Here is a 17,568-nt window from a genome sequence, read left to right as displayed (position 1 = left end):
TAATGACAGATTTAATTGTAGATCAGTTCCATTTATAAAAATTAAAATCTTCTCAGCAGGTTTTATTGATGGTCCAATTCCTCAGAAAAGCAGGGATTCTTGTATCCAGAGATGCGGATTTCAGAAAACTTCACGCAAAAGAAAATGAGATTTATTCCAAAACGAATCGCGAAAGCTAAGCTGCAGGCCAGATTTTTTTAAAATTAATTCTATCTTTTAAAGATCAATAACCCCCTGACCTATGAAGACTTACCTTTTTATAGCAATAGCTTTTTTGATTTTTTCCTGTAAAAAAGAAGAACCAGAGATCCAATCAATCCAATATCCCGATCGCCCCAACATAGTCTGGATCGTAGTAGAAGACATGTCTCCCGAACATCTGGAGAGCTATGGAGGAACCGGTGGAAAAACTCCTCACCTCAATGCCTTGGCCGCGGAGTCTCTCCAATTCCAACATGCATTCTCTACAGCCGGTGTATGTGCTCCGAGCCGTGCTGCCTTGATCACTGGTGCGTATCAGACAGCTATCGGAGCCATGCATATGAGGACCTTGGCTCCATCCGCAGCAGCAGGAGATGCTTATCCTCCTGGATTCAAAGGCTATTCCACCGTCTTGCCCGAGGGAATGTGGCCCTATCCGGTTCACCTCAGGATGGCGGGCTATTATACCACCAACAACTCCAAGGAAGATTACCAGTTCCGAAGTCCGGTCACCATGTGGGATGAGAGCAGCTCCAAAGCACATTACCGCAATCGACCTGATCCGAATCAACCTTTTTTTTCCATTTTCAACTTTACCACCACCCATGAATCTCAGGTTTGGGCTAGAGAGGGGCAAGATAGTTTGCTAGTAGATCCGACAGACGTGACTGTTCCGCCAGTCTATCCCGATGATTCTATGAGCCGAAGGACAATAGCCCGATATATTACCAATGTGATGCGGATGGATGCCCAAGTCGGAGAGGTGATTGCACAACTGAAAGAAGATGAATTATATGAAAACACCATCATTTTCTTCTATTCCGATCATGGGGATGGGATGCCCTATTTCAAGCGGGAATTGTACGACCGGGGGCTGAAAGTGCCTCTTTTGGTGAAAGCACCTTGGCTGGAAGGGGGGACGAAAACAGATGAACTGGTCAGTTTTGTCGATTTTGGTCCAACCCTTCTTTCTCTGGCAGGTATTCCGATTCCGGAGACCATGCAAGGGCAAGCTTTCCTGGGAAATCAAAAATCCCAACCTCGAACATATGTCTACGCCGGACGTGACCGGATGGACTCTGAATACGACAGGGTTCGGGCCGTCTCTGATGGGCGCTACAAATACATCCGAAACTACATGCCCGGAAAGCCCAATTATCAGAATATTCGCTATCGCCTCCAAAATCCACTGATGGTCCATCTGCTCGATCTTCAAGAAAAAGAGCTCCTCAATGAAAATCAGTCCAGGTGGTTTGCCCAAACCAAACCCGAAGAAGAATTGTACGATACCCAAACTGATCCTTGGGAGTTTACCAATCTGGTTGGAAATCCAGAGTATTCAGAAAAGCTCGCTGAATTGCGCAAGGCACATGAAGACTGGGTGGCTAAATACGGAGACATGGGTGCCCTCAACGAAATGGAAATGGTCCGTAATTGGTGGGGAGGAAAAGAAGAAGCCCCAACCACCGAACCTGCCCAAGTCAATTTCGAAAACGGAAAAGTCGCCCTCCATTCCGCCACTCCAAGTGCGATCATCGGATACCGAATATCCAAAAACCAGGGCTGGAAAGTTTATGTGGAACCATTCGAAGCAACCGCAGGTGATTCCCTGTATGTAAATGCCCATCGAATCGGTTTTGAAGCGAATGAAATAGCACTTATTCTAAAATGATTTTTACGATTGAAATTATGAAGAGACTATTTGGATTTTTCTTGCTCTTTTGGATCAGCCACCCACTTTTTGCTCAGGAAAATATGCTCTGCCAAGGTGCATTTTGGACAGAGGATGAAGCCGCTATTTTCATGAACCAAACCGCTTCTACTTGGACTACTCAGGTGGATTGGGAAAATCGAGCCGCCGTGATCAGAAATGGAATCATACAGGGAATGAAGCTCGAGCAAATGCCTCCTCGAACTTCCCCATTTAATCCGGTTATCCACAGCACTCGTGAAATGGATGGATACATTGTGGAGAATATCGCTATCGAGAGCTTTCCCGGATTCTTTATCACAGGGAATCTTTATCGGCCACTGAATCCTGCTCCTTTTCAGAAAAGTCCTGCAATTCTAAGCGTACACGGACATGGTCCGGATCTGAGATTTGGGGAAAGCATGCAAACCCGAAGTGCAGCCTTTGCCCGAATGGGTGCCGTGGTCTTTGCTTACGACATGATCGGCTACGGGGATTCCAAGCAGGTTGATCACAAGATTCCGATTGCCTTAACGATCCAAACCTACAATTCCCAACGGGTGATCGATTACTTGATTTCCCGACCGGATGTCGACCCCGAGCGAATCGGTGTAACAGGTGAATCCGGTGGAGGAACACAGACAATTCTGATTACAGCTTTGGATTCCCGGATCAAAGTATCCGCGCCCGTCGTGATGGTTTCGGCCTATTTCTTTGGAGGCTGCACCTGCGAAAGTGGGATGCCGATTCACAAAAGCGAAGATCACCAAACCAACAATGTGGAAATCGCCGCTTTGGCTGCGCCAAGACCTTTACTTCTGGTTTCCGACGGCGGTGACTGGACCAAAAACACCCCCCGTATCGAATTTCCCTATGTCGAAAAAGTGTATGCTACCTATGCTGCAGCAAGCCGTGCAGACAACGTCCACCTACCCGGCGAGCGGCATGACTACGGGAAAAACAAGCGGGCTGCGGTATACAATTTCTTCGGGCATTACTTGGGTCTGAATGCCGGTCGCCTTCCTTATCAGGATGCATTTGATGAAAGCTTCGTGACTCTTCTTTCGGCAGATGAATTGCGCGTGTTTACTGAAAAAAATCCAATCCCGGACCGAGCACTAAAAGGGGATGAAGAGGTGATGCAGTTTTTGAATATTAAGTGAAAGTATTAGTGATAGATGTTCGCTTTTTTTATTATTCCTAAAAACCTTGGACATATATGAAGAAGTTTTTAATTTCAATTAGCATTCATCTTTTTAATTCCATGGTATGAAAAGTCTTCTTTCACTAAGCAAACCCTTTGCCCTTGCTACCACCATTCTGAGTTTAGTCAGTTGCAATTCCGAAAATTCAGAATCAGAAAAACCAGTAGAATTGGCCTTGGTTCTGAGCGATTCAATTCAGGTTGATTTCCTGGGAGAAATGCGGCTTCAGGATTACGATCCTGCAAGTGATCAGTACTTATTAGTCAGTGATCAAGCACAAAAGTACCTTGAGGTGGATGCGCAAGGTAAAATAAGCCAGGAGGTAGAATTGAGTTCCGATGGATTGGATGCAGTTTCGACTGTTTTAGGCTATTCCTACGTGGATGGGAAAGTGATCGTTCTCTCGGCAGAGAAAGGGTATTTGAAGTTTGAAGCTGGCAAAAAAGTGGACGAAGTCCTTATCCCCTATCCATTTTCTGCTTTTATGTTTTACCCAAAACTTGACTTTTTTGAAATGCGAAACAAAGTCATGTATCCCTATCTATGGCCGGATAGCAAAGTGATTGACTTTGAGAGTGGAGACTTCTATCAGAGCATGTATCGAGAACCCATCATGCAAGTGTTGGATTTAGCATCTAAAGACACCCTTGGCACGATGTACCTTCCTGCATCTTCACCACTTAGAGATGGAAAAGTCCACGGCTTCCCTATTCCGATCGTTTCCAAAAAAGGTGACAACTGGCTCCTAGGAATGTGGCTAGAACCGAGATTTTATGTGTATGCGCAAGAGGGAGATCAATTCAGCTATCAAAAAACCGTGGAATTGGAAGTACCCGATTGGGTAGGGTATAAACCTGTAGAACCAGCCGCAGCTGCTACCTTTTTTGACGAAGTCCGGAAAATTAGGGCGGCAACTTTTGAGGACCTTTTGATTCTGGACGACTATGTTTTGGCGATTTACAGAAAGGGAGTTGCCGAACAAAAACTGGCGACAATCGACCAGCAATCACCCGAAGGAAGAATCGAAATCGAACGGATGAACCCGTACTACGTAGCTGTTTTTGACAAAGATTATAAACTCCTCCAAGCTGACCTCGCGCTACCTCCGGGTGTCCATGGTCCAACTGTAGTCAACAAAAATGGAGAATTGGTCACCTCAAAAAATCCAAGCTTGTCCCAAGTCGAGGACGAAGGATTGATTCTTTACAAAATGAAGTTGGTGAAGAAAGAATAGCTACGGTTTAGCGGCTTCTCAATCCCGATGGCTATCGGAAGCAATTTCAAGGCCCTATCCCCAGATTTTAAATCTGAATAAATTACAAATCCATTGATAGGTTCTTGAAGTTGCAAACCTCGAGAAGCGATCAAGTAAAGAAAGAGAATAAGCCTGACCTCAAATTTGAGGTCAGAAAACATTGCTCACATTAATTTTTTAATGTTAAACGCGAAATCATGTCTTGTATTTAAGGTCAGATTCTCTGCCTTTCATTAAATCAATGGAATTTTAATGTCAGATCAGGCTTATCGAATTTAACTAGCCAGACCATTCCTTGTGACAATCTTCCTTCGAAAAGTGGGAAATCAGCGGCGTATATTATTATTTGAATTTGGACTTGAATCGGATTTTGGGGAGTTGAGCTCTTTGAAATTTGCAATTTTGAAGGCTTATCATTAAATTTTTAATTTAAATGCTTGCTGAAATGAACCGGTGGTTTATCCTTTTCTTAAGTCTCATATTTTTCAGCTGCGAAGAGAAAGACTCCTCATTTTCTTTCCAACCTATTCAAGCCAACAAGCCTTTACTTGTAGGCGAAATAGGAGAGAGTTTGGAAATCATTGAAATTCAAACCAAATACCCAATCTCAGGTACCCCCACTATTCTTAAATCTGATAAGTACTTTTATTTATTTGAAGAAGGGATTGTTACAACACTTCATCAAATTGGGCTTGATGGAAATGTCAGAAAAAGCATTGATTTCGGCTTTGATGACAAGCTAAATGCAGATGGAATCACTCAAGTGATATTGATAGAAAATGGTGTAGGAGTAATTTCCAGAGGGACATCGATTATTTGGTTTGATGAAAATCTTGAAGAACGCGAGACCGAAAAACTTCCTTTCAAAGCGCACTTTCATTTCCCGATAACTGATGGACAAATCATTTCATTTAACAATCGAATCGATGATCAGGAAGATTATGATATTTTAATCAACCAAAATGGCGATCTCAAAAAATCACTTCCTATACGAAAGGATGAATACAACTATGTTTACAAATCCTATTCATCTTTTTCTAAATGGAATGATAAAGTGCTTTTTTCTCAGGCATTTAATGACACAATTTACGTTTTGGATCAGGAGGGATTTCGTCCACTTTTCCACGTTGATTTCGGTTCAAATGCAGTAGCTGATCGACTTATTCAAATCCAACATCCTTTGGATATGCTAGCCTTTTTTAACGAGAAAAAATACCACTACCTGCCAGGTGAAGTCTATGGAATAGATATCCATCGAATCCTATTTCAAATCAATGAAAAAGGAACCCGAAAAGTCGGTTTACTCGATTTTCAATCCGATGAATTGACTGTTTATCCCGGCATAGTTGACAACTCTATTTCCAACATGATTCTTTATTTTCCTCAAATCTCGGTAGATGGGGAATTATATTTTGGGATTTCTGGTGAGCAGATTTTGGAGAATTATGACCGAATTCCTGACTCTTTTAAGCACCGACTTTCTACAGATTACGCTGAGTCCTATTTTATTTATCGACTTAAAATAAAACCAAGGTGATCACTACTTGTATTAGATTCTTTTTCTGATGAAATGATAGGGAAAATAAATCTCTTGAGAGTTTTTCTAGGTTACAAACCTCGAGGAGCGGAGCAGCGGAGCTAACGAAACCCTACTGAATCAAAAGACTTTCCAGCTCTTCTTCCCCACCCACCAGTACATTCAAATCAATTTTCTCCCGGATACCCGGTAGACTTCCTTTTTCTGAAAATTGCCAAATAATCCAGTCCTGGGTCTCCGGCTCCAAAATCGGATTGTAATTGGCCACCCAGATAGGATATTCGTCAAAACCATGGTTATGCAGCACTTCCCAGAAAAAACTGTCCCCGGTATAGATCATCGGCTTGACTCCGTAATGTTCCTCCACGATTCGAAGCCAGTTTTTCAATCCTTCTCGAAGTTTGTCCTTGGACTGAATCGTGCTGTGCTTTTCGATGTCCAAGACAGGAATCATGTCGCCCGAGTCGAGTTTGGCCGTTTTGATAAAATTCTGTGCCTGAAGCGTACTGTTTTCGTTGGGACGGTAGTAGTGATACGCTCCCCGCTTGACAGGCAGGGTTCGAAATCCCTCCCAGTTTCGCTTGTAGCGTGAGTCCACCCCGTCCTTGCCCATGGTAGCCCGGACAACCACAAACTCGATCCGTCGATTTTGTAGCTGAAGCTGCAGGCCTGCAAAGTCTATTTTTCCCTGATATTCGGACACATCAATTCCCAAAATCCCGTCCGAAAAATTGGAAAACACCTGCTCAAATTTCAAGGATTCCGTCAGTGGGGTGGACTTTTGGGTGTATTCACCTAAAGTACGCTCAATTTGTTTTCGAAATTTGAACACAAAATAACCGGAGCCCAAAGCCACTACAAAAATCAAAACGACGATCCAATTCCAAGAGCCGGACTTTTTCTTGCGGGGCATCAGGCAGATTCTAAAATTCCAAGCATTAGTAGATTGTCTTTTGGAGAAACAATCAATAGATATCCACTTCTTCTAGCTTCCAAACTATCTCACCTCAAACACCGCCGATTCCCAAGGTCCAAAGTCCAAATCAATCTCCGCGCCTTCAGAGGTTACCCGAAGCGTGGTCTTCTTTTTTCCAAACATCACTTCTTTGATCTCCCGCTCGCCAGTTTCCAAGTTCCAAGCTTTCAGCAGTTCCGGGGACAGTTTGAGCGTCGTTTTCACCGATTGGAATTCGTCGAAGTTGGTCACGACAATCAACTTTTGGCTCTTATCCCATCGGGCAAAAGCAAATGCTTTGTTTGTATAGGCTGGGTTTTGAGATCGGTTGAAGGAATGCAATTCCATATACTCTCCCATCAGCGCGGAGCTGTTTCGGGTGAAGTTAAGCACTTCGGAGTAGTAGTTTCGCAGCGCTTTTTCATTATCAGAAAGCTGACCCCCGTCGAATTTTCCCCCATTCATCCATTTCTGATGCTGTGGCACCCCGATGTAATCAAAGATGGAAGTTCGGCTTGGGTCCCCAAAACCTGCATCTTCTGCTCCCGGCTCACCCACTTCCTGTCCGAAATAGATCATGGTTGGTGACGTCGAAACCGTCGCCGAAACTACCATGGCCGGCATAGCTTTCCATGGATTACCGGCAAACTCTGGACTGGCGATGCGTTGCTCATCGTGATTTTCCAAAAAGTGGAGCATGTGATGCTCGATGTCTTTCAAGCCTTCCAAAATCGGCACCAGATTATCTGTCGAGCCGTGTCCTTGAATGATATGCTTCAGCGTATCGTAGAGCTCCACTTTATCGTAGAGGTAGTCCATCTTCCCTTTGTGGATATAGTCTCTGTAGAGGCTGGGGTTATACACTTCGGCTAAGAGAAAAGCTTCCGGATTGGTCATTTTGATATGGGAATTCAGATAGGACCAAAATTCCACAGGCACCATCTCGGCCATGTCAAAGCGGAAACCATCTACGCCTTTCCCTAGCCAAAACTGGGTGATGTCCTTGAATTTTTTCCAGGAATCAGGCACTTCTTTTCCCTGCCAAAAGTCATAGTGCGCCTTCCAATCCAATGAATCTGCTCCTGCAGGCAACTCGTCAAAGTCCTTTTTCCCATCAGGACTTACGCCATAATTGATCTTGACCGTCTCATACCAATCGTAAAAGTCTGGCTGAGCCAATCTCGAACCATTCCCAGTCCATTTGGCAGGATTTTCTTCAAACTTGCCGTCAGCGAGCGGATGCTTTTCTCCACCGAGAGGCTTATATCCATTTTTGGCATCAGGAACAGAAAAAGCCTTGCCCGGTAAATAATAAAAGTTGTTATCCTTGGCATATTCCACAGTTTTGTCATCATCCGCTCCGAAATCTGTGACTCCATCTGGATTGTTTTTCCCTTCATAATGACGCGAAACATGGTTGGGCACAATGTCAATGATTACCTTCATACCGTGCTTGTGAGTTCGGGCAATCAAGGCTTCAAACTCTTCCATTCGCTTGGTCACATCCACTGCCAAGTCGGGATTGACTTGATAGTAATCGCGTACAGCGTAAGGTGAACCCGCTCGTCCTTTGATGATATCGGGATCATCTGAACTCACGCCAATCTCAGGAAAATCTCCAATCACCCCATGATGCGGCACTCCGGTGTACCAAATGTGGGAAACTCCGAGCCTTTTGATCTCCTCCAAAGCAGTATCCGTGAAGTCGTTAAACTTCCCGACACCGTTTTCTTCTTTGGTTCCCCAAGGTTTGTTGGTGGTATTCGTATTGCCAAAAAGGCGGGTGAAAACATGGTAAACGACTATTTTCTGAGGCTTCATGGCTGAGTTCTCCGTAGGTTCGGATTGCTTTTGGCAAGAAAATGTTGCTGCAAGCAGTACCGCTGCTGTTAAAAATTTCTTCATTCTCAGGTTATCGGGTCAATCGGTATAGCAAAATCGTGTTTCTTTTGATCAAATCCGGGAATTGCTTCATGTTAATTGTCTCTCCAGGAGCATGTGCTCCGGTTCCGGATGCTCCCAAACCATCAAGACCAGGCAGGATGTCAGCGACATAGGCGATATCTGCTGCTCCTCGACTTCCGGGATCGCCCGGCTTCACCTCGCCTAGGCCCATATCCAAGCTAACTTGATTCAGGATCTCAGCAAGTGCATAATTTCCTTCGGTGGGTGACATGGAAGGAATTCCGTCTCGAAAGGTGATCTCAGCATCGGTTTGGTGAAGGTTTTTGGCGACGATCTCCCGCATTTTTGCGCGAGCAGCTTCTTTTTGTGCTTCACCTAGAAATCGAAGATCTCCGGTCACAAAGGCTTCACGTGCGACGATATTCGTTTTACCTAAAGCTTCTCCTTTACCTGTCTCCGAGTCATAGGAAATATCCGAGCCTCCGATAAATTGGCCTGGATTGAAGGTCAGGTATTTCTCTCCAGCCAGTGCTTCCCGGAATTCGTCAAGAATCCGAGCTGCTTCATAGATCGCTCCATAGCCAGCATTTTGGCCGAAAACTCCACTGGAATGACTTTGCTTTCCTGTAGTTTTCAGTGTCCAGCCACTTGCGCCTCTGCGGGCCACAGTCACGGAATTGAAGCCTTGCGCTGTCTCGTAACCCAAAGCAATATCATGTGCTTTGGATCGCTCGATAAAATCCTTTCTGGATAGTTCATTATCTCCTGAACTTTCCTCATCGCCCATGAAATACACGGTCACGGTGCGGTCATCCAATAAACCAAGCTCGTGAAGGGCTTTCAAACTGGCAAATGCCAGCACATCGCCGCCTTTCATATCATTGGCTCCCTGTCCTGTGGCGGTGCTATCGTTGAGGTAGGTGAATGGAGTGAAGGGCATGTCCTTTTCAAAAACTGTATCCAAATGCCCGATCAAAAAGAGTTTCTTTCCTTTACTTCCCTTTCGAGTAGCCACGAAATGGCCTGCACGATTGACTTCAGCAGGTACTTCTACCCATTCGGTCTGAAAGCCAATTTTTTGAAATTCACGTTCGAAAACTCTTCCTACTTCCCGCACACCTTCCTTATTGAGCGAACCAGAGTTGATATTGATCACTTCCTCCAGCAGCGCTAGAGTTTCTTTGTAGTTTTTATCGATCAGTTCCGTGAGTTTTTGCTCGTCTTTTGAGAGTTTTTGCTGCGCAAAAGTCAAGATAGGCCCAAAAGCCAAAATCAGGAAAAGGGTGAGTTTTTTCATAGGAGGAAATTAGGCGAAAATGCGGGAGCGGGCAAATGCAGATTTTAATTCGAATGAGTTTTCCACCAATTTCTAATGGTATTGAGTCTTTTCTATCTCATCTGAGAAATATGGTTTGGAGCTATTTCTTAAACATCTTATACCTACTAGTACGGATAGAATCTAGGTAATTTGACGTATTTCAGGCGTAAGTAAGAATGGGGAGATTTGGATTCTTCCAAACTCAAACCACTTATGAAAAAGCTTATTTACATTTTACTGTTTGCTCTATCCATCACTGCATGTGATAAATCTGACGACGCTCCAAAATCTCAAGGTTGCTCCGGCGCAACTTGTGCTCCAGCTGTAGCTTCCGGCGAAACTGCAGCCACTATCCCATCCGCTGCTGCAGGTATCTATCGATGTGAATTGACATTTGCAGAGGCGACTTCTCCATTTCCTCTTGGTACCAAAGCGACTTTTGAGATTACTACTGATCAAAAATTGATCGTCACCATCGAAGGACAGTCTTGCCTGACCATATCCAATCCGATTTGGCGATTTGGAGCGAATGCAAGCTCGGGAAACTATACTTGGAAGGATGACTGTGAAAACGACGTGGCCTACAATGTATCATTCGATACGGGTGGCAATTTCAACGAAGTCAATATGGAACCAGTAGGAGGCCCTGGCTTTTTTGGCCAATTTACTCTCGAGTAATACCGATCGCTTGACTTCCAATTTTGGCTACTAAGGCTGTTTCAAAATGTCTTGAGGAAAGTTAGTTGTTAAGTCCAGAATAGCGCTGAATTTCATCATTATTGAAACAGCCATTTGGTTTTTACCGAATACAGAACGGTTTGATTACCCTTCTATGATGCGATTTTTGACCGCTTTTTGGACTGCTTCCAGCTTGCTGTGAACTTGGAGTTTTTGATAGATATTCTCCAAATGCTTGCGGACAGTTTTTGGGGAAATGAACAGATTTTCTCCGATCTGATTGTAGTTGAGACCTTTTGAAGTTTGTTCCAAAATTTCAATTTCGCGGGCTGTCAAGGAAATATCCTCTTTTTTCTCTTCAAAATGGGGAGGATTCCGGAGAAGCTTCAGGGTCTTCAACGCTATCGAAGGTGTCATGGCTGCACCTCCGTCCAACGTATCCAAAATTCCTTGGTATAGTGTAGGCGGATCAACTTCTTTGAGAAAATACCCGTTTGCTCCTGCCTGTATCGCTCGAAAGATATTTTCGTCATTATCGAAAACAGTCAGCATGACAATCTTGATTTGTGGGAACTTTTGAATGACTTTTTCCACCGTTTCGATCCCGTTCATTTTTGGCATTTCGATATCCATAAGGATCAAATGAACGTTTGGATCTTTTTCTAATTTCTCCAAAAACTCCAGACCATTAAATCCATGAAATTTCACTTCGATCTCAGGATAGATGGCTAGTTTATCCAATATAGCTTTCAGCAAAAAGCTGTTGTCTTCGGCAATGGCGATTTTTATAGACATAGGGTGGAGGTTGGCTACTAAAAATAAAAAAACGGCTCTTGTGATCCTAAGAGACAAGAGCCGTTTCTGAATAAAAATCTAATCGTTAAGGATAAATCTCCTCAAGAATTTGCGCTAGTCTCACACTTGCTGCGATCAATCTCTCTTCAGCAATGCTGTAGTTTTCATACATGTATTGATAGCTGATCCGCTTATTTTCCGGCAGATTATAGACCATTGGTCGATAGGCCACTGCCTCTTTAAGCCAGTCTTGCATGGTAGCCGATCGATATTTGGCTTTCATTTCAGGGGTTAACCTTCGGTAGAGTTCATTGCCGATTTCGGTATAACTCATTCCCTGGCGATCAATCATTCCACTATCCCAAAGCGCATGGAGATTGGTCGGCTGATTGAAAAATTCAATTTTCACGTCGTTTCCACCTCTATCCTCACCTGTGCCCACATGTAGGGGTTGGTGAATGTCCTCCACCATGTGAATCAGCATTTTGAGCTTTTCAGCCTCAGATTTAGGATCCAATCCTCCTGCTTTTAATTCCGCTTTGATCCGCTGAATTGCTTCATACGCATCACCACCTTTTTCCTGGGTAGTCGGATCATATTCTCCGTTTTTTGAATTCAAATAGTGCCAGGTAGTCGCATAATCGTAGCTGCGATCTGATCTGATTTCATCCATCCAAGTACCGCTTCTGCCCAAAGACATCGGGTATAGTACTGCTTCGACTTTTTTCTTGGTGGACTTCTTCATCTGCCGCTCGGCCATGAATCCAATGAGGTAATGTCCGATTTGGCCCCAAGCGAACGCTTGAGAAATCATTAAACTGAAGAGCAGGGTAAGGGAAAGCGATTTGACTATTTTCATGATTGATCAGTAAAAAGGCGAAGATAAGTCTTCGCCAGCCAAAGTAAGTTACGTAGGGGTTATCCTTTAGAAAGTTCTGACACAGCGAGCCAGGCCATTAGACCAGCGCCAATTTCCAAAGCATCTTCTTCGATGTCAAATGTGGGCGTATGCACTCCTGAAGTGATTCCTCGAGCTTCATTTCGGGTACCCAACCGGTAAAAGCATCCGTCGATTTCTTGAGAATAAAAAGCAAAATCCTCCGCAGCCATCCAGATATCCAAGTCCAAAACATTTTCTTCTCCTAGATATTCCCGGGCCGAATCCATCGATCTAGCGGTCAATTCCGGATCATTTTTCAAAAACGGATACCCTTTTCGTATTTCAAAGTCGAGTTCTCCACCCATGCCTTCGACAATTCCATGGGCGATTTTAAGCATTTTCTCGTGGGCTTTTGCTCTCCAAGCCTCATCCAGAGTTCGGAAAGTTCCTTGAATTTTCACCTCATTTGGGATCACATTGGTAGCACCAAGTGCCTCCACTCTACCAAAGGATAGAACCGAGGGAATCTTTGGATTGGCCACTCGGCTGACAATCTGCTGCAGGGCTACTATCATGTGGGAAGCGATCAAAACCGGATCAATAAAAGTCTCAGGCATCGCCCCGTGGCCTCCTTTTCCTTTGACCGTCACATACAATTCATCTGTGCTAGCCATATAGAGTCCCGGTCGGAAACCAACTTTACCAGCAGGAATCAAAGGCATCACATGCTGCCCGAGAATTCCATTAGGACGTGGATTCTCAAGGATTCCGTCTTTGATCATGAGAGAAGCTCCACCCGGTACCAACTCTTCTCCCGGTTGGAAAATAAGCTTGATTGTCCCTTCAAACTGATCACGGACTTGATGTAGTATTTTGGCTGCGCCTAAAAGTGAGGCAGTGTGGGCATCATGACCGCAGGCATGCATCACGCCGGGGACTTTAGATTTGTACGGAACATCATTTGCCTCAATGATCGGCAGAGCGTCCATATCTGCCCGAAGTGCGATGGTTTTTTTATCCGGATTGATCCCTTGGATCAGGGCAGACCATCCTGTGGTTGCCTTTTGCTCAATTGTGGTGATTCCGATTTCCCGGAGTTTTTCGGCTACGAATTCCGCTGTTTTAAATTCTTTGAAAGAAAGCTCTGGATTAGCGTGAAGGTGACGACGATTGGCAATGACTTCCTCCTTGTAGGCTTTGGCCAGAGATTTAATTTTGGATTGGAGCATTTTGATCGATTGATGGAGCTACGTATTCTTTTCGCTGAAACCTGTCCTGTATGATTCTAGCGGTAGGAAATTGCTCCTTTATCTGAGAAAAAACCTTTTGGGCTTCGATTTTATAGGTGTACTGTCCTAGTTTAACCAAGTATCGTGGCTGCTGATATTGCATTTCGGCTTCCAGATCGGGGAAATACAATTTCAGATCATCCTGCGTTTTAAAGGCCGCATTTCGATCAATTCCTGAGAAAACCAGTACGGTGTACCCACTTAAATACGGCTCTGATTTATTCTTTTCAGCAAATTTTTTCTGAACATTCTTGAGTTCTGCATCTATTGACTGAACTGAAGAAGGCGTATCGCTTGAATTTTCATTGGTGCTGGTTTCTCTAAAATTTGGGTATTGAGGAAGTGAAGGCGTCAGGTCCTCCTGATACGTGGAAAAAGCTGTGGCATTATCACCTGATCCAGTCCGCATACTTTTGCAACTGCTGATGAGAACCAAAAAACCAACTACCAAAATTTTTCGCATCGTATCTTAATTTTCAATCAGGACGCATTTTCCATCGGCAATGTCCTGCTCAACACTTTTGTATTTGACGTCACTTTTCTTGGTACCATCTGTATACTGCACGGTGACTTTGTCATTTCTTCCAATGGCTTTTTCAACTTTCCTTGGGGCGACTACCTGAGGAGCGGATCTGCCTGCCTGAGCAGCAGCTGTTGCTGCGCGATTTGCTCCTGGGTTCAAAGAGCTTGCCACTTCGGCCTTGGAGGTTTGGATTTTTGCTTCCGGTGCCCGTTGTGTTTGAGCTTGCTGCACTTGGGCAGGATCCTGCTTTGGAAGGTCTGCACGGGTAAGGAATGAAACCATGTCCTCATTCAACTTACCGATGAATCGTTTGAACATCTCAAATGCTTCAAACTTGTAGATCAAAAGCGGATCTTTCTGTTCATAAACCGCATTTTGTACGGATTGCTTCAAATCATCCATGTCCCGAAGGTGTTCCTTCCAATTCTGGTCAATAATGGCCAAGGTCACATTTTTCTCAATGGAACGAACCAATTCCCTTCCCTCAGATTGAATTGTGTTTTCCAAGTTACAAACCACACCGATTTGTTTGATTCCATCAGAAATGGGCACCATGATATCCTTCACCGTACCGCCTCTTTCTTCATGTACCCTTTTCAGAATTGGCAGGGCCGTATCTGCGATTTTGCTATTTTTCTTGGTGTAGTTTTCAAAAGCGACCGCGTACAAGTCCTGAGTCAATTTCGCTGCATCCTTAGATTTAAGGTCAGTTGCAGAAATCTGATAATCTACCCCAAGTGTGGTAAAAATGTTCATTCTGAGGCTTTCAGCATCGTCGGTTGACTTGCCCATGTCCACCAGACTTTCGCAGACATCGAACAGAATGTTCAATATATCCAGCTCGAGACGATCGCCCTTCAGCGCATTTCTTCTTCGTTTGTAGACAACTTCACGCTGGGAGTTCATCACGTCATCGTATTCGAGGAGACGCTTACGAGTGCCAAAGTTATTTTCTTCCACCTTACGCTGTGCACGTTCGATGGACTTGGTAATCATGCTGTGTTGGATGACCTCTCCCTCTTCCAGTCCCATTCGATCCATCAGTTTGGCGATTCGCTCCGAGCCGAAAAGACGCATTAAGCTATCCTCGAGAGACACAAAGAACTGAGAAGAACCCACATCACCCTGACGACCAGAACGACCCCTAAGCTGTCTGTCGACTCGACGAGACTCGTGACGCTCTGTACCAATAATGGCCAAACCGCCAGCTGCACGCGATTCAGGAGTCAGCTTGATATCCGTACCTCGACCAGCCATGTTGGTGGCGATCGTAACCGTTCCGGCCTTACCTGCTTCCGCCACAATATCCGCTTCTCTGGCGTGCTGCTTGGCATTCAAGACTTGGTGAGGAATCTTCTTCAAGGTCAGCATTCTACTCAATACTTCGGAAATTTCTACCGATGTGGTACCAACCAGTACCGGTCTACCAGCAGCGACCAAATTATTGATCTCATCAGTGACGGCATTGAATTTTTCTCGGACGGTCTTATACACCATGTCCTCGCTGTCTTTTCTGACGATAGGTTTATTGGTCGGGATGACCACCACATCCAGTTTGTATATTTCCCAGAATTCTCCCGCTTCGGTTTCGGCTGTACCAGTCATACCGGCCAGCTTGTGGTACATTCTAAAGTAATTCTGCAAAGTGATCGTGGCGTAGGTTTGGGTGGCGTCCTCCACTTTCACATTTTCTTTCGCTTCGATAGCCTGATGCAGACCGTCTGAATAACGACGTCCTTCCATGACACGGCCTGTCTGCTCATCGACGATCTTTACTTTGCCGTCCACCAGGATGTATTCCGTATCCCTCTCAAACATACAATATGCTTTGAGTAGTTGGTTGACTGTATGGATTCGCTGAGCTTTTACCCCATAATCCTTGATCACCTCTTCCTTTCGGATCAGCTTTTCTTTGTCATCCAGCTCAGTTGATTTTTCCAACTCTGCAATAGCCACTCCGATATCCGGTAAAATGAAGAAGGTAGGATCTTCATTTTTGGTCGTCATGGTCTCGATTCCACGGTCAGTGAGATCTACGACATTGGTTTTTTCATCAATGGTAAAAAGCAGCGGCTCGTCCGCTTCAGGCATATTTTTCTTGTTGTCCTGAAGGTAAAAATTTTCTGTTTTCTGAAGAATCACTCGGATTCCAGGCTCGGAAAGGTACTTAATCGTAGGCTTGTATTTGGGCATTCCACGGAAAGCTCTGAAAAGTGCCAATCCACCCTCTTTCTCATTTCCTTCAGCAATCAGCTTCTTTGCGGTGGATAGAAATCCCTGAACCAACTTACGTTGCTCGTCCACCAAGGCAGAAACTCGCGGCTTCATGCCATCAAATTCATGCACATCACCTCTAGGCACAGGACCGGATATAATCAATGGAGTCCTCGCATCATCAATCAACACCGAGTCCACTTCATCGACCATAGCAAAATGGTGCTTGCCCTGAACCAAATCTCCCGCTTCACGGGCCATGTTGTCTCTCAAGTAATCAAAGCCAAACTCATTGTTGGTACCATAGACGATATCAGAAGCGTAGGCTTTTTTTCTCCCTGGGGAGTTAGGCTGATACTTGTCGATGCAATCGACACTTAAGCCATGAAATTCGAAAAGCGGCGCGTTCCATTCGGAGTCACGCTTAGCTAGGTAATCATTGACTGTGACGATGTGAACTCCACGTCCTGCAAGCGCATTGAGAAATGCTGGAAGAGTGGAAACCAAAGTTTTACCTTCACCAGTGGCCATTTCAGCTATTTTCCCTTTGTGTAGTACCATCCCACCGATGAGCTGCACATCGTAGTGAAGCATATCCCAGACAACCTCGGTCCCTGCAGCAAGCCATTTGTTATGCCAGATGGCCTCTTCACCCTGTATTTCTACATTTTTCTTAACTACAGCCAGCTCACGGTCATGCATAGAAGCCGTGACGACTAGTTTTCCATTTTCTTTAAATCGACGTGCGGTCTCTTTTACCACAGCAAATGCCTGTGGCAATACTTCCTCCAGTACTTTCTCCAGCTCTTCATCTCGCTCTTTTTCCAGCTTGTCTATTTCATTAAAGAGCTGATCTTTTTGATGAATCGCCTGAGCGGGCAGGGCGTCAATTTGAGATCTGATGTCCAGAATTTTATCATCAATTGGCTTTAGGCGATCATTGATTATCCCTTTGATTTCTTGAGTCTTGCCTCTTAGCTGATCGTCAGTCAGATTCTTCAAGGTGCCAAAAACCTGATTGATGGCTGCCACTTTCGGAAGAAGTTCCTTGATATCCCGGTCTGATTTGGTGCCAAAAACTTTGGCTATTCCTTTTGCAATAAAATCTAGCATGTCTCTGTAT

At 44.6% G+C, this 17,568-nt stretch carries 13 protein-coding genes; 5 read left to right on the top strand and 8 right to left on the bottom strand.

Annotated elements, in window-relative coordinates:
• Positions 1–241 precede the first annotated feature (241 nt).
• From DK188_RS00955 to DK188_RS00935, 4 genes are all read left to right on the top strand, one after another.
• Positions 242–1,873, top strand: coding sequence for a sulfatase family protein (locus DK188_RS00955; protein WP_111668910.1), 1,632 nt, complete (start codon positions 242–244; stop codon positions 1,871–1,873).
• Between the two features lie 17 nt (positions 1,874–1,890).
• Positions 1,891–3,054 (top strand): alpha/beta hydrolase family protein, encoded by a 1,164-nt coding sequence (locus tag DK188_RS00950; protein ID WP_111669361.1) that lies wholly within the window; start codon positions 1,891–1,893, stop codon positions 3,052–3,054.
• 106 nt (positions 3,055–3,160) lie between these two features.
• A complete protein-coding gene (locus DK188_RS00945; RefSeq protein WP_111668909.1) occupies positions 3,161–4,330 on the top strand; it encodes a hypothetical protein in 1,170 nt (389 codons plus the stop codon).
• A gap of 466 nt (positions 4,331–4,796) precedes the next feature.
• Positions 4,797–5,888 (top strand): 6-bladed beta-propeller, encoded by a 1,092-nt coding sequence (locus DK188_RS00935; RefSeq protein ID WP_157963137.1) that lies wholly within the window; start codon positions 4,797–4,799, stop codon positions 5,886–5,888.
• Positions 5,889–6,000: 112 nt separating this feature from the next.
• On the opposite strand, the gene DK188_RS00930 is transcribed toward DK188_RS00935, so the two are convergent.
• From DK188_RS00930 to DK188_RS00920, 3 genes are all read right to left on the bottom strand, one after another.
• Complete coding sequence (locus tag DK188_RS00930; protein ID WP_111668906.1) at positions 6,001–6,801, bottom strand: glycoside hydrolase family 25 protein; 801 nt, start codon at positions 6,799–6,801, stop codon at positions 6,001–6,003.
• A gap of 84 nt (positions 6,802–6,885) precedes the next feature.
• Positions 6,886–8,748 (bottom strand): alpha-amylase family protein, encoded by a 1,863-nt coding sequence (locus tag DK188_RS00925; RefSeq protein ID WP_111668905.1) that lies wholly within the window; start codon positions 8,746–8,748, stop codon positions 6,886–6,888.
• Positions 8,749–8,755: 7 nt separating this feature from the next.
• Positions 8,756–10,045 carry a M20/M25/M40 family metallo-hydrolase gene (locus DK188_RS00920; RefSeq protein WP_111668904.1) on the bottom strand — a complete coding sequence of 430 codons (1,290 nt, stop codon included), beginning with the start codon at positions 10,043–10,045 and terminating at the stop codon, positions 8,756–8,758.
• A 234-nt stretch (positions 10,046–10,279) separates the two neighbouring features.
• Here DK188_RS00920 and DK188_RS00915 point away from each other — a divergent pair, with 234 nt between their 5' ends.
• Positions 10,280–10,744, top strand: a complete 465-nt coding sequence (locus DK188_RS00915; protein WP_111668903.1) for a hypothetical protein — start codon at positions 10,280–10,282, stop codon at positions 10,742–10,744.
• 144 nt (positions 10,745–10,888) lie between these two features.
• On the opposite strand, the gene DK188_RS00910 is transcribed toward DK188_RS00915, so the two are convergent.
• The 5 genes from DK188_RS00910 to secA all read right to left on the bottom strand — a co-directional run bounded on the left by DK188_RS00910 (position 10,889) and on the right by secA (position 17,558).
• On the bottom strand, positions 10,889–11,539 hold the full coding sequence (locus DK188_RS00910) for a response regulator (protein WP_111668902.1): 651 nt from the start codon (positions 11,537–11,539) through the stop codon (positions 10,889–10,891).
• 85 nt (positions 11,540–11,624) lie between these two features.
• Positions 11,625–12,398, bottom strand: coding sequence for a S1/P1 nuclease (locus tag DK188_RS00905; protein WP_111668901.1), 774 nt, complete (start codon positions 12,396–12,398; stop codon positions 11,625–11,627).
• 59 nt (positions 12,399–12,457) lie between these two features.
• Positions 12,458–13,648 (bottom strand): M20 metallopeptidase family protein, encoded by a 1,191-nt coding sequence (locus DK188_RS00900; RefSeq protein ID WP_111668900.1) that lies wholly within the window; start codon positions 13,646–13,648, stop codon positions 12,458–12,460.
• Positions 13,629–14,171: a hypothetical protein gene (locus DK188_RS00895; RefSeq protein ID WP_111668899.1), complete on the bottom strand. Its 543-nt coding sequence runs from the start codon at positions 14,169–14,171 to the stop codon at positions 13,629–13,631. The genes DK188_RS00900 and DK188_RS00895 overlap by 20 nt, the downstream gene beginning before the upstream one ends.
• Before the next feature lie 6 nt (positions 14,172–14,177).
• Positions 14,178–17,558, bottom strand: coding sequence for a preprotein translocase subunit SecA (gene secA / locus DK188_RS00890; protein WP_111668898.1), 3,381 nt, complete (start codon positions 17,556–17,558; stop codon positions 14,178–14,180).
• Between the last annotated feature and the right edge of the window lie 10 nt (positions 17,559–17,568).

Origin of the sequence: Algoriphagus litoralis (genome assembly GCF_003259255.1) — a bacterium.
Lineage (GTDB): Bacteria > Bacteroidota > Bacteroidia > Cytophagales > Cyclobacteriaceae > Algoriphagus > Algoriphagus litoralis.
Note: the sequence above shows the minus strand (reverse complement) of the source record. Positions and strands in the feature narration are given on the sequence as shown.

What these genes read in the sequence shown, in the direction of transcription:
- DK188_RS00955 (WP_111668910.1), top strand. Translation starts at nt 242, where the DNA reads ATGAAGACTTACCTTTTTATAGCAATAGCTTTTTTGATTTTTTCCTGT.
- DK188_RS00950 (WP_111669361.1), top strand. Translation starts at nt 1,891, where the DNA reads ATGAAGAGACTATTTGGATTTTTCTTGCTCTTTTGGATCAGCCACCCA.
- DK188_RS00945 (WP_111668909.1), top strand. Translation starts at nt 3,161, where the DNA reads ATGAAAAGTCTTCTTTCACTAAGCAAACCCTTTGCCCTTGCTACCACC.
- DK188_RS00935 (WP_157963137.1), top strand. Translation starts at nt 4,797, where the DNA reads ATGAACCGGTGGTTTATCCTTTTCTTAAGTCTCATATTTTTCAGCTGC.
- DK188_RS00930 (WP_111668906.1), bottom strand. Translation starts at nt 6,801, where the DNA reads ATGCCCCGCAAGAAAAAGTCCGGCTCTTGGAATTGGATCGTCGTTTTG.
- DK188_RS00925 (WP_111668905.1), bottom strand. Translation starts at nt 8,748, where the DNA reads ATGAAGAAATTTTTAACAGCAGCGGTACTGCTTGCAGCAACATTTTCT.
- DK188_RS00920 (WP_111668904.1), bottom strand. Translation starts at nt 10,045, where the DNA reads ATGAAAAAACTCACCCTTTTCCTGATTTTGGCTTTTGGGCCTATCTTG.
- DK188_RS00915 (WP_111668903.1), top strand. Translation starts at nt 10,280, where the DNA reads ATGAAAAAGCTTATTTACATTTTACTGTTTGCTCTATCCATCACTGCA.
- DK188_RS00910 (WP_111668902.1), bottom strand. Translation starts at nt 11,539, where the DNA reads ATGTCTATAAAAATCGCCATTGCCGAAGACAACAGCTTTTTGCTGAAA.
- DK188_RS00905 (WP_111668901.1), bottom strand. Translation starts at nt 12,398, where the DNA reads ATGAAAATAGTCAAATCGCTTTCCCTTACCCTGCTCTTCAGTTTAATG.
- DK188_RS00900 (WP_111668900.1), bottom strand. Translation starts at nt 13,648, where the DNA reads ATGCTCCAATCCAAAATTAAATCTCTGGCCAAAGCCTACAAGGAGGAA.
- DK188_RS00895 (WP_111668899.1), bottom strand. Translation starts at nt 14,171, where the DNA reads ATGCGAAAAATTTTGGTAGTTGGTTTTTTGGTTCTCATCAGCAGTTGC.
- secA (WP_111668898.1), bottom strand. Translation starts at nt 17,558, where the DNA reads ATGCTAGATTTTATTGCAAAAGGAATAGCCAAAGTTTTTGGCACCAAA.